General features: G+C 68.6%; 9 protein-coding genes. 6 read left to right on the top strand and 3 right to left on the bottom strand.

What is annotated here, in order from left to right; translation table 11 throughout:
• The first annotated feature begins 80 nt into the window (after window positions 1–80).
• A complete protein-coding gene (locus POR01S_RS14830) occupies window positions 81–4,274 on the top strand; it encodes an EAL domain-containing protein (protein WP_042136715.1) in 4,194 nt (1,397 codons plus the stop codon).
• Window positions 4,275–4,397: 123 nt separating this feature from the next.
• Window positions 4,398–5,651, top strand: coding sequence for a serine hydroxymethyltransferase (glyA, locus tag POR01S_RS14825; protein WP_027602952.1), 1,254 nt, complete (start codon window positions 4,398–4,400; stop codon window positions 5,649–5,651).
• 209 nt (window positions 5,652–5,860) lie between these two features.
• Here the strand turns inward: glyA and trxB are convergent, their stop codons facing one another.
• Window positions 5,861–6,835, bottom strand: a complete 975-nt coding sequence (gene trxB, locus POR01S_RS14820) for a thioredoxin-disulfide reductase (protein ID WP_027598439.1) — start codon at window positions 6,833–6,835, stop codon at window positions 5,861–5,863.
• Window positions 6,836–7,134: 299 nt separating this feature from the next.
• Here trxB and cysZ point away from each other — a divergent pair, with 299 nt between their 5' ends.
• The gene (gene cysZ / locus POR01S_RS14815; protein ID WP_042136713.1) at window positions 7,135–7,905 is read left to right on the top strand and encodes a sulfate transporter CysZ; all 771 of its coding nucleotides are present in this window, start codon (window positions 7,135–7,137) and stop codon (window positions 7,903–7,905) included.
• Window positions 7,906–8,113: 208 nt separating this feature from the next.
• Here the strand turns inward: cysZ and POR01S_RS14810 are convergent, their stop codons facing one another.
• On the bottom strand, window positions 8,114–8,599 hold the full coding sequence (locus POR01S_RS14810) for an FKBP-type peptidyl-prolyl cis-trans isomerase (RefSeq protein ID WP_017639847.1): 486 nt from the start codon (window positions 8,597–8,599) through the stop codon (window positions 8,114–8,116).
• Window positions 8,600–8,824: 225 nt separating this feature from the next.
• Between POR01S_RS14810 and POR01S_RS14805 the strand changes: the two genes are divergently transcribed.
• Complete coding sequence (locus tag POR01S_RS14805; RefSeq protein WP_042136711.1) at window positions 8,825–9,553, top strand: GNAT family N-acetyltransferase; 729 nt, start codon at window positions 8,825–8,827, stop codon at window positions 9,551–9,553.
• Window positions 9,550–10,347, top strand: coding sequence for a lysophospholipid acyltransferase family protein (locus POR01S_RS14800; protein ID WP_042136709.1), 798 nt, complete (start codon window positions 9,550–9,552; stop codon window positions 10,345–10,347). The genes POR01S_RS14805 and POR01S_RS14800 overlap by 4 nt, the downstream gene beginning before the upstream one ends.
• On the opposite strand, the gene POR01S_RS14795 is transcribed toward POR01S_RS14800, so the two are convergent.
• The gene (locus tag POR01S_RS14795; protein ID WP_042136708.1) at window positions 10,290–10,877 is read right to left on the bottom strand and encodes an acyl carrier protein phosphodiesterase; all 588 of its coding nucleotides are present in this window, start codon (window positions 10,875–10,877) and stop codon (window positions 10,290–10,292) included. The genes POR01S_RS14800 and POR01S_RS14795 overlap by 58 nt on opposite strands.
• A gap of 94 nt (window positions 10,878–10,971) precedes the next feature.
• Here POR01S_RS14795 and POR01S_RS14790 point away from each other — a divergent pair, with 94 nt between their 5' ends.
• The gene (locus tag POR01S_RS14790) at window positions 10,972–11,931 is read left to right on the top strand and encodes a 2-hydroxyacid dehydrogenase (RefSeq protein ID WP_042136706.1); all 960 of its coding nucleotides are present in this window, start codon (window positions 10,972–10,974) and stop codon (window positions 11,929–11,931) included.
• Window positions 11,932–11,952: the final 21 nt, after the last annotated feature.

The following is an 11,952-nucleotide window of genomic DNA, read 5'->3' as shown; positions in this document are numbered from 1 at the left end:
TCCCTTATCATAGGCCATCCCTGCCCCGCGGAATCGGGCGCAGCCGAACGGCCATCGCCTCTGCAGGAACGCAGTCCGTCGTGAACAGCCCGCCCTCCTCGCTGCCGGAAGCGCCGCTCGCCCCCGCCTCGCGACGCCTCACCCGCGGCCTGCTCGTCCTTTCGCTGGTGGCCATGCTGGCCCTGATGTTCTGGCAGGCCTTCGCCAGCGTGGCCGAGCGCGAGGCCCTGCGGCGCGAACAGCTGGACAGCCTGACCCAGCAACTGGCCAACACCGTCGAATTCGGCCTGGCGCTCAAGGCCCAGGCGGTGCGTAGCACCCTGCGCTGGTCGCTGGACCCTACCCTGCCGCTGGCTCCCAACCTGCTGCTCGGCCTCCAGGACTTCTTTCCCGGGCTGCAACAGGTGCGCTGGCTGCCGGCCAACGCCACTCTGCGCGCCGCCCGCCTGGGCGATACGCCGGACGCCGCCTTCATCCAGCAACTGATCGCGCGCGCCGGCCAGGCCGACTTCCGCTACGGCTACAATGCCGAGGCCGCGGCGGCGCCCCTCTATGTGCTGCTGGCCGGCGACCGCGAGGAGCAGCGGGGCTGGTGGGTGCTGACCAGCGCCCCCCTGCTCGAACCCCTGTGGCGGCCGACCCGGGTCCCGTCCGGCCTCGACTGGCGCCTGGAAGATCGCGCCCAGGGCACCCTGCTGTTCCGCGGCGGGGCGACCCCGGCGGCGGACAGCCGCGATGAAGTACGCCAGGAGCTGGCCTACAGCAACTGGCAGGTGGTGGGCAGCCATCCCGCCGAAGACATGGGCACCACCCTGCTAGGGGCCTCCTTCGGCCGCCTGGCGCTGTTCGGCCTGTCCGGCCTGGTGGCGGTCATCCTGCTCTACCTGCTGCTGCGCGAAGAACGTGGCCTGCGCGCCCTGACCCTCGCCTCGCGACGCGGCCTGCGCCTGGCCGGCATCGCCCTCAACGGCATCGAGGAAGCCGTCTGCATGACCCAGGCCGACGGTCGCCTGGTCCATGTCAACGCCACCGCCGCCCGCCTGCTGGGCATCGCCGCCGATGACGCCCAGCAGTTCTTCCTCGCCAGTCTGTTGCCCGAGGTGGTGGCCCTGACGCCCGCCGAACGTGACGGCGGTGCCCTGGTCACCCTGGTGGTGGAAGGCCAGCCGCGGCGCTTCGCGGTCAGCTGCCATGCCCTGGCGGCCAGCCAGCCCAGCGCCCGCGTCTTGCGCGATCGCACCCAGACCCAGGACGGCTTCGTCTGGGTACTGCGCGACGTCACCGAGCAGCAGCGCAACCTGGAGACCATCCAGACCACCCGGCAGCGCTACGAAAGCATCTTCAACGGGGTGCACACCGGCATCTGCGTGGTCGATCTGAGCGCCGTTCATCCCCACATGCACGCCCTGGGCCTGGAACGTCCCGAGCAACTGGCGGAGCTGTTCGCCCGCCAGCCCGAGGCCCTGGATGCCCTGGGCCGTCAGGTGCGCATCACCGAGATCAACCAGCGCGCCCTGGAAATGCTCGGCATCGGCCACCTGGACCAGGCCTGGGCGCGGCTGGTGGGTGACTCCCGCGTGCAGCTCGGCGGCAAGCGCTACCGCCTGCTGGCCGGTCTGCTCTCCGGCCAGCAGGTGCTGGAACTCGAGACCTGCATCGACACCGCCGAGGGCGAGCGCCATCTCTGGCTGACCATGCACCTGCCGGCCGATCCCCAACACCTCGATGCCACCCTGCTCAGCCTCACCGACATCACCCAGCGCAAGCTCGGCGAATTGCGCCTGCTCGAGCGCGACAGCTTCTGGTCGAATCTGATCAGCGCCATCCCCGACACCCTCTACACCTACGACGTGGCCAGTGGCGAGCTGACCTACGAGAGTCATTCGCTGGCGCTCAAGCTCGGCTATCCGCCGGAGGCCTTCGCCAGCCTGGGTCGCGCGCGCCTGCACCCGGACGACGTCGAGCTGCACGAGCGGGTGGTCAGCATGCGGCCGACGCTGTCCGACCAGCCCAGCAGCAGCCTCCTGCGCTGGCAGCACCGCAACGGCGGCTGGCGCTGGTTCGACGTGCGCGAGCAACGCCTCGCCAGTGCGGCGGACGGCAGCGCGGCGAGCGTGGTGGGGCTGGCCCTGGACGTCACCGACATGGTGCGCGCCAGCGAGCGCCTGCGCGAGAGCGAGAATCGCTACCGGCAGCTGGCGGAAAGCATCAGCGACGTCATCTTCACCACCGACGCCCAGCTGGTGCTCAACTACCTCAGCCCCTCGGTCGAGGAATTGCTCGGCTATCCCGTCGCCGAGCTGCAACAGCGCACCCTGGCCGAGCTGGTGGTGCATTCGCGCCAGCTGCAGGAATTCCGCCGCACCCTGCAGCGGCTGTTGCGCAGCCTCGACGATCCGCGCGCCCTGGCCGAGCTGCGCCGGGAACACTTCGCGCCCCTGCTGCTGGATTGCCTGCACGCCCAGGGTCACACCCTGCAGATCGAGCTGCGGCTCAAACCGCTGTGGGACGACCACGAGCGCTTCGCCGGCCTGCTCGGCATCTGCCGCGACATCTCCGCCCAGCGCCGCACGGAAAAGGACATGCGCATGGCGGCCACGGTCTTCGACCACTCCGCCGGCGCCATCCTGGTCACCGACCCGGCCGGCTACATCGTGCGGGTCAACCGCACCTTCACCCGCATCACCGGCTTCAGCCCCGAAGAGGTGTTCGACCAGCAGCCGATGATGCTCTGCGCGGACAAGCAGGAAGCCAACCAGCTGCAGCACGTGATGCAGCAGCTGCGCACCCAGGAGAGCTGGGAAGGCGAACTCTGGCAGCGACGCCAGGACAACGAGCCCTACCCCTCCTGGGTCGGCATCACCGCCATCCGCGACGACGACGGCGACCTGATGAGCTATGTCTGCTTCTTCGTCGACATCAGCGAGCGCAAGGCCAGCGAAAGACGCATCCATCGCCTCGCCTACTACGACGCCCTGACCCTGCTGCCCAACCGCACCCTGTTCCAGGACCGCCTGCACAACGCCCTGCAGCAGAGTCGCCACAACGGCAGCTGGGTGGTGCTGATGTTCCTCGACCTCGACCGCTTCAAGCCGATCAACGACAGCCTCGGCCACGCCGCCGGTGACCGCCTGCTCAAGGAGGTGGCCATGCGCCTGACCGCCTGCGTGGGCACCGAGGACAGCGTGGCGCGCATGGGCGGCGACGAATTCACCCTGCTGCTGTCGGGCCTGGAAACCCGCGAGGTGGCCCTGGCCCAGGCGATCCGCGTCGGCGAGCAGATCCTCACCCAGCTGTCCGAGGCCTTCGTGCTCGAAGGCCGCGAATTCTTCGTCTCCGCCAGCATCGGCATCGCCCTCTCGCCGCAGGACGGCCATGAGCTCAGCCAGCTGATGAAGAACGCCGACACCGCCATGTACCACGCCAAGGAGATGGGCAAGAACAACTTCCAGTTCTACCAGGCCGAGATGAACGCCCGCGCCCTGGAACGCCTGGAACTGGAAGCCGATCTGCGGCACGCCCTGCTGCAGGGTGAATTCCGCCTGCACTACCAGCCGCAGTACCGCTGCGACAACCGGCGCCTGACCGGGGTCGAGGCCCTGCTGCGCTGGGAGCATCCGGTGCGCGGCCACGTCTCGCCGGCGGAATTCATCCCGGTGCTCGAAGAGATCGGCCTGGTGGTCCAGGTCGGGGACTGGGTGATTCGCGAGGCCTGCCGGCAGATGCGCGAGTGGCACGCGGCCAGGGTGCGCATTCCCAAGGTCTCGGTGAATCTCTCCGCGCGGCAATTCAGCGACGGCCAGCTCGGCCAGCGCATCGCCGCGATCCTTGCCGAGACCGGCCTGGCGCCGGCCTGCCTGGAGCTGGAACTGACCGAGAGCATCCTGATGCGCGACGTCGGCGAGGCCCTGCAACTGCTCGGCGAACTCAAGAGCCTGGGCCTGTGCATCGCGGTGGACGACTTCGGCACCGGCTATTCCTCGCTCAACTACCTCAAGCAGTTCCCCATCGACATCCTCAAGATCGACCGCAGCTTCGTCGACGGCCTGCCCCACGGCGAGCAGGATGCGCAGATCGCCCGGGCCATCATCGCCATGGCCCACAGCCTCAATCTCTCGGTGATCGCCGAGGGCGTCGAGGAACCGGCGCAACTGGAATTCCTGCGCCTGCATGGCTGCGACGAGGTGCAGGGCTTCCTCTTCGACCGTCCGCTGCCGCCGGATCTGCTGCGCGAACGGCTGGAGCACCAGGGGCTGTTTCCGGTCCTGACATGAGACCGATGGCGCCACCGCATGACCGGCGCTCATACCTCAGAGTTCCCGCGATGGGGTAGAATACTGCCCCTCACGAGCCCGATCGGGCTCGCTCTTCGCCATGCCTCAGGGGACCCTGCCGCCATGTTCAGCCGTGAAACCACCCTCGCCCGCTTCGACGCCGACCTGTATGCCGCCATGCAGCAGGAAGCCCAGCGTCAGGAAGATCACATCGAGCTGATCGCTTCGGAAAACTACACCAGCCCGGCGGTCATGGAAGCCCAGGGCAGCGTGCTGACCAACAAGTACGCCGAAGGCTATCCCCACAAGCGCTACTATGGCGGCTGCGAATACGTCGACGTGGTCGAGCAACTGGCCATCGACCGCGCCAAGCAGCTGTTCGGCGCCGACTACGCCAACGTCCAGCCGCACTCCGGCTCCCAGGCCAACTCGGCCGTCTACCTCGCGCTGATCGAAGCCGGTGACACCATCCTCGGCATGAGCCTGGCTCACGGCGGTCACCTGACCCACGGCGCCACCGTGTCCTCTTCCGGCAAGCTGTACAACGCCGTGCAGTACGGCATCGACGAGCAGGGCCTGATCGACTACGCCGAGGTCGAGCGCCTGGCCCAGGAACACAAGCCCAAGGTCATCGTCGCCGGCTACTCCGCCTACTCCCAGGTGCTGGACTTCGCCCGCTTCCGTGCCATCGCCGATGCCGTGGGTGCCTACCTGTTCGTCGACATGGCCCACTTCGCCGGGCTGGTCGCCGCCGGCGTCTACCCCAACCCGGTCCCCTTCGCCGACGTGGTCACCAGCACCACCCACAAGACCCTGCGCGGCCCGCGTGGCGGCCTGATCCTGGCCAAGGCCAACGAAGCCATCGAGAAGAAGCTCAACTCGGCGGTCTTCCCCGGTGCCCAGGGCGGTCCGCTGATGCACGTCATCGCCGGCAAGGCGGTGTGCTTCAAGGAAGCCCTGCAGCCCGAGTTCAAGACCTACCAGCAGCAGGTGATCAAGAACGCCCAGGCCATGGCCGGCGTGTTCATCGAGCGTGGCTTCGACGTCGTCTCCGGCGGCACCGACAACCACCTGTTCCTGCTCAGCCTGATCAAGCAGGAAATCACCGGCAAGGACGCGGACGCCGCCCTGGGTCGCGCCTTCATCACCGTGAACAAGAACTCGGTGCCGAACGATCCGCGCTCGCCCTTCGTCACCTCCGGTCTGCGCATCGGCACCCCGGCCGTCACCACCCGTGGCTTCCAGGAAGCCGAGTGCCGCGAACTGGCCGGCTGGATCTGCGACATCCTTGGCAACATGGGCGACGAATCGGTGATCGACGCCGTCCGTGAAAAGGTCAAGGCCGTCTGCGCTCGCCTGCCAGTCTACGGCAAGTAAGAGGCACGCCTTCCCCCTCTCCCCCTGGGAGAGGGCCGGGGTGAGGGAACCCCCAAAACAAAGAGCCCCGACAAATGGCCGGGGCTCTTTGCATTTTGAGAGGGGTCGTCAAGGCAGCCAGGCCAGACCTTGCCGCCTGCCGGAAGACCCCGGAAACGAAAAACCCCGGCCAGTGCCGGGGTTTTTCTTTGTCAGGCGTCGATCAGGCCTTAGAGGACCTGGAGATCGCCCAACCCATCCAGGTAGCGCTCGGCGTCCAGCGCCGCCATGCAGCCGGCACCGGCCGAGGTGATGGCCTGGCGGTAGGTGTGGTCGGCCACGTCGCCGGCGGCGAACACGCCCGGCACGTTGGTGGCGGTGGCATTGGCCTCGCGGCCGCCCTTCACCACCAGATAGCCGTCGTGGGTCTCCAGCTGGCCTTCGAACAACCCGGTGTTGGGGGTATGGCCGATGGCGACGAACAGACCGGCCACCTGCAGCTCTTCGCTGCTGCCATCGTTGTTCTTGATGCGCACGCCGGTGACGCCCATGTTGTCACCCAGCACCTCGTCGACGCTGGCGTTGAGCTTGAGCGCCATCTTGCCTTCGGCGACCCGGGCACGCAGCTTGTCCTGCAGGATCTTCTCGGCGCGGAAGGTCTCGCGGCGGTGGATCAGGGTCACCTTGCTGGCGATGTTGGCCAGGTACAGGGCTTCCTCGACCGCGGTGTTGCCGCCGCCGACCACCGCCACCTCGCGGTTGCGATAGAAGAAGCCGTCGCAGGTGGCGCAGGCGGACACGCCCTTGCCCATGAAGGCCTCCTCGCTGGCCAGGCCCAGGTAGCGGGCGCTGGCACCAGTGGCGATGATCAGGGCGTCGCAGGTGTAGGTGGCGCTGTCACCCTTGAGGGTGTAGGGCTTGCCGCCAAAGTCCACGGCGTTGATGTGATCGAAGACGATCTCGGTCTCGAAGCGCTCGGCGTGCTCGCGCATCCGCTCCATCAGCGCCGGACCGGTCAGGTCGTGGGGGTCACCCGGCCAGTTGTCGACCTCGGTGGTGGTGGTCAGCTGGCCGCCCATCTGCATGCCGGTGATCAAGAGCGGCTTGAGGTTGGCACGGGCGGCATAGACCGCGGCCGTGTAACCGGCCGGACCGGAACCGAGGATGATGAGACGCGAATGGCGCGAGTTGCTGACTTCAGACATGACATTCTCCCTGCCGGGGTCTCCGGCAGACCTAAGAGTAGAGTGGCCAGCGCGCCCTGGGGGCATGCCGGCCGGTGTGCGTGCGGAGCCGTTCCGCAAGCGCCGGTCGCTCCTGGCGACGGCGCGACCGGCGCCAAAAGGCGGACACCGGGTCCAGGGATGGGGCTCAGCCTAACGGGTGCCGCCCCTCCACAGAAGCGACCATTCTAAATCCAGACCATAGGGCGCGCCTATGTCGACCGCTTCGGCCAGGGAGCCCTGAGGTAAGCTGTGCCTCCCGCCACCTGTCAGGAATCTTCATGGCTGTCGCTCCGCTGTCCGGCTCCGCCTACTTCGCCGAAGGGCTGCGCCTGGTGACCCGCCCCGGCATGCGCCGCTTCGTGGTCATCCCGCTGACCATCAACCTGCTGCTCTACGCCGCCATCCTCACCTTTGCCGTGCGCGGCTTCGAGGGCTGGCTGGAGCAGCTGATGCCGAGCCTGCCGGCCTGGGCGAGCTTCGTCGAATGGCTGCTCTGGCCGCTGTTCGTGCTCCTGCTGCTGGCGATCATCTTCTTTACCTTCACGATGCTGGCCAACCTGGTGGCGGCGCCCTTCAACGGCTTTCTGGCGGAAAAGGTCGAGGTCATGGTGCGCGGCCAGGACGACTTCCCGCCGTTCAACCTCACCGAACTGGTCACCATGGTGCCGCGCACCCTGCAGCGCGAACTGCGCAAGCTGGGCTACTACCTGCCGCGCGCCCTGGGCCTGCTGGTGCTGACCTTCATCCCCGGCCTCAACCTGATCGCCGCGCCGCTGTGGATCCTGTTCGGCGTCTGGATGATGGCGGTGCAGTACATCGACTTTCCCGCCGACAACCACAAGCTGGATTTCCGCGCCATGCTCGCCTGGCTGCGCACCCGCCGCCTGCGCTGCCTGGGCTTTGGCGGGGTGACCTACCTGGCGCTGCTGGTACCCGGCCTGAACGCCCTGTTCATGCCCGCCGCCGTGGCCGGGGCGACGCTGTTCTGGGTACGTGAAGGGGGCGACAAGGCCCTGATGGTGCGTCCCCAAGGCAGCCTGGCCCGGTAGGGTGGAAAACCGCGCAGCGTTTTCCACGCGGCCATCGTGCCTCCGTGGATGAGGCTGCGCCGTCATCTACCCTAGGCCACATCATCCAACCAGCCCCTCTCCCCCTGGGAGAGGGTTGGGGTGAGGGCCACGCCGCACGGACGCCACAAACGACAACGCCCGCGCCGGCAGAGCCGGACACGGGCGTCGCGGGAGCCTGAGGCCAGGCTTAGTGCTGGTGACCACCCTCGCCATGGATGTGGCCGTGGGCGATTTCTTCGTCGCTGGCCGCACGCACGTTGACCACCTTGACGTCGAAATTCAGACGCTGGCCGGCCAGGGGGTGGTTGCCGTCGACGGTGACCTGGTCGCCGTCGATGTCACGCACGGTGACGATCTGCATGGCGCCGTCCGGGCCGGAGGCGTGGAACTGCATGCCCACTTCCAGCTCGTCCACGCCTTCGAACATTTCCTTGCCCAGGGTGGCAACCAGTTCGGGGGTGTATTCGCCGTAGGCGTCTTCCGGCTCGATGGCCACCTTCAGCTCGTCGCCGGCCTGCTTGCCGGACAGGGCGCGCTCGAGGCCGGGAATGATGTTGCCCGCGCCTTGCAGGTACACCAGCGGAGCACCACCAGCGGAGCTGTCGATGACTTCGCCGGCGTCGTTGGTCAGGGTGTAGTCGATGGATACTGCCGTGTTCGCCGCGATCTGCATGGCCAGAACCTTCATGCTGGGAAAAAATAGGATTGACGCATCAGTCTACGCGTCCAACCTAGCAATTGCGAATGCGTTCGGTCAGTCCCCTGGCGCCCGCAGGCATCTGGAGGGCGCCCCTGCAAAGGTGCCCGACCGCTCGTCACGAGATCGCCACGGCCGCTTCACGGGGCTGTCATCCCGGCTACCTAGGGTTTGCTGCATACCCACTGCCGGAGCCCTGCCATGCCGATTCCAGTGTCCGCACCGCCCGCGCTGCGCGCCGAACGCCTGTCGACCGCCGCGGATATCCGCGCTGCCCAGCGCCTGCGGGCCGCGGTCTTCGGCAGCACCTACGGCGTGCATTTCGCCGACAACCTCGACCAGGACGCCTACGACGTCCACTGCCTGCACCTGGGGGTGCGCGACCTGCGCAGCGGCGAGCTGATCGCCACCACGCGACTGCTCGACGGACGCCGCCGCGAGCGCCTGGGCAGTCTCTACAGCGAAAGCGAATTCCAGCTGGAAGGCCTGGACGGCCTGCAGGGTCCGCTGCTGGAAATCGGCCGCACCTGCGTGGCGCCCGGGCATCGCACCGGCGCGGCCATCGCCCTGCTGTGGGCGGAACTGGCCGAGATCATGGCCTGCGGCGACTACCGCTACCTCATGGGCTGCGCCAGCGTGCCCATGGCCGATGGCGGTCTGCAGGCCGCCGCCCTGCTGCGCCAAGCCGCGCGGGACGAACGCATCCCGGCGATCCGCGCCACGCCGCGGCGCCCGCTGCCCTTCGTCGCCGTGCCCGACAATCTGGTGGTGCAGCTGCCGCCCCTGCTCAAGGCCTACCTGCGCCTGGGCGCCCAGGTCTGCGGCGCGCCCTGCTGGGATCCGGAATTCGGCGTGGCCGACGTCTTCATCCTGCTCAAGCGCGAAGACCTCTGCCCACGCTATGCCCGCCACTTCAAGGCCGCGGTATGAGGCGACTGCGCCTCGCCCTGCGGCTGTTGCCGGTGCTGGCCACGCTGCTGCTCGGGGCGCTGTTCGCCCTGACGGTGGCGCTGGCGGTAAGGCTCGGTCGGCGGCCCTGCCTGGGGCTGCGGCAACGGCTGACACGGCGCTTCTTCCAGCTGCTGGTCCGGGCGCTGCGCCTGCGCCTGGAGGTCCGGGGCGAGGTGCCGCACGGCACCCATCTGTGGCTGGCCAATCATGTGTCCTGGCTGGACATCGTCGCCCTCGGCAGCCTGCGGCCGCTGGGCTTCTTGTCCAAGGCGGAGGTGGCGGACTGGCCCTTCGCCGGCTGGCTGACGCGCCAGGCCGGCACCCTGTTCATCCGCCGCGGTGCCGAACGCGGCGACGCCCTGGGCGAGGCCTTGACCACGCGCCTGACCCAGGGCCTGTCACTGGCGCTCTTTCCCGAGGGCACCACCACCGACGGCAGCGTGCTGCGGACCTTTCATGGCCGGCTGCTGAGTCCGGCCATCGCCACCGGCACCCCGCTGCAACCCGTGGCCCTGAGCTACTGGCGCCACGGCGAGCCGGATCGGGACGCGGCCTTCATCGGCGACGACGACCTGGTGAGTCATCTGCTGCGGCTGCTGGACAACGGCGGGACCACCCTGAGGATCGAGTTGCTGCCCGCGGTGCTGCCTCAGGGCCAGGCGCGCCAGGTACTGGCGGGTCGCTGCCAGGCGGCCATCGCCGGCCGCCTCGGGATTCAGCTGGAATCCCGCGCCGCCCGCTGGGCGGCGGCAAAGGCCTGCAACTGCGGATAGAAGTCGCGAAAGTCTGCCAGCAGGCCGTCGTAGGCGGCGTCCAGTTCGGCGAAGGCCCCGGCCAGCAGCTCCGGGCGTGACAGCCGCCGCGCCATGCCCTCCACCACCCGCTCCAGCACGGCGAAGTCCCGGTAGCTGCCCAGCCAATCCTGGCGCGCCATCAGGGGCGCGATGCGGGCCAGCCGTGGCGGCAGCTCCGGCTCCTCCAGCAGGGTCTGATAGCAGTCCGCGACGAAATCCGGCAGCGGCTGCTCGGCATAGTCGTGCCAGAGGCGCGCCAGGCAGTGATCGAAGAAGACATCCACCAGCAGTCCGGCCACCCGCCGCCGCGCCGCGGGCAACCGGGTCTTGGCCCGGATCACCAGGGGATGGTCGTCGGTATAGACGTCGATGCGCCGGTGCAGCCGGATGCCGGCGGCAATCCCGGCCGGCCAGAGGTCCGCCGAGCCCTTGACGAAATCGCCGTAGAGACTGCCGAGGCGATCTTCGCGGCCGGGGCCGCCCAGGTGCAGGTGCGCGAGATAATTCATCCCCTCAGCATACTCCAGCCGCGCCCGGGCGGTTTTCCTGGACGACCCGCGGCTGCTAGGCTCGGACCTCCCTTCCCTGTCCGCTGGAGTCGTCATGCCCGTTCGCGCCGTGTTCCTCGACTATGCCTCTCTCGACCTGGGCGATCTGGACCCGGCGCCCTTGCGCGCGGTGTTCGACGAACTGGAACTCCATCCGGCGAGCGCCCCGGAGGAGGTCGCGGCGCGCCTGGCCGGCGCCCAGGTCGCCCTCGTCAACAAGGTGGTGCTGGACGCCGCCATCCTGGCCGCCTGCCCCGAGTTGAAGCTGATCCTGGTCAGCGCCACCGGCACCAACAACATCGACCTGGAGGCCGCGCGCGCCCAGGGCGTGCGCGTCTGCAACTGCCAGGGCTACGGCACCGCCTCGGTCGCCCAGCACACCCTGGCGCTGCTGCTGGCCCTGGCCACCCGGTTGCCGGACTACCAGGCGGACATCCGCGCCGGGCGCTGGCAGAGCGCCAGCCAGTTCTGCCTGCTCGATCACCCCATCGTCGAGCTGGAGGGCAAGACCCTGGGCCTGCTCGGCCTCGGCGAACTGGGCAGCGCGGTCAAGCGGCTGGCCGAAGCCTTCGGCATGCAGACCCTGGTGGGCCAGTTGCCCGGTCGGCCCGCCCGCCCGGGCAGCCTGCCGCTGGCCGAGCTGCTGCCCCAGGTGGATGCCCTGACGATGCACTGCCCGCTGACCGAGCAGACCCGCGGCCTGATCGGTACGGCGGAACTGGCGGCGATGAAACCCACGGCCTTCCTGGTCAACACCGCCCGCGGCGGCATCGTCGACGAACAGGCCCTGGCCGACTGCCTGAGACGCGGCCACCTGGCCGGCGCCGCCACCGACGTGCTCAGCGTCGAGCCGCCGCGCGACGGCAATCCGCTGCTGGCCGGCGACATTCCACGACTGATCGTCACCCCGCACAACGCCTGGGGCAGTCGCGAGGCGCGCCAGCGGATCATTGGCCAGCTCGCCGCCAATGCCGAGGGTCATTTCGCCGGCACGCCGCAGCGGGTGGTCTGCTAAAGTTCGCGCTTTTTTCGCCAG

The sequence above is a fragment of the Pseudomonas oryzihabitans NBRC 102199 genome (assembly GCF_000730625.1).
GTDB lineage: Bacteria > Pseudomonadota > Gammaproteobacteria > Pseudomonadales > Pseudomonadaceae > Chryseomonas > Chryseomonas oryzihabitans.
The sequence above is the reverse complement of the archived record's forward strand: the minus strand, read 5'-3'. Positions and strand labels throughout refer to the sequence as shown.

Coding starts and splice junctions, on each gene's coding strand:
- glyA (WP_027602952.1), top strand. CDS start 4,398: ATGTTCAGCCGTGAAACCACCCTCGCCCGCTTCGACGCCGACCTGTAT.
- trxB (WP_027598439.1), bottom strand. CDS start 6,835: ATGTCTGAAGTCAGCAACTCGCGCCATTCGCGTCTCATCATCCTCGGT.
- cysZ (WP_042136713.1), top strand. CDS start 7,135: ATGGCTGTCGCTCCGCTGTCCGGCTCCGCCTACTTCGCCGAAGGGCTG.
- POR01S_RS14810 (WP_017639847.1), bottom strand. CDS start 8,599: ATGCAGATCGCGGCGAACACGGCAGTATCCATCGACTACACCCTGACC.
- POR01S_RS14805 (WP_042136711.1), top strand. CDS start 8,825: ATGCCGATTCCAGTGTCCGCACCGCCCGCGCTGCGCGCCGAACGCCTG.
- POR01S_RS14800 (WP_042136709.1), top strand. CDS start 9,550: ATGAGGCGACTGCGCCTCGCCCTGCGGCTGTTGCCGGTGCTGGCCACG.
- POR01S_RS14795 (WP_042136708.1), bottom strand. CDS start 10,877: ATGAATTATCTCGCGCACCTGCACCTGGGCGGCCCCGGCCGCGAAGAT.
- POR01S_RS14790 (WP_042136706.1), top strand. CDS start 10,972: ATGCCCGTTCGCGCCGTGTTCCTCGACTATGCCTCTCTCGACCTGGGC.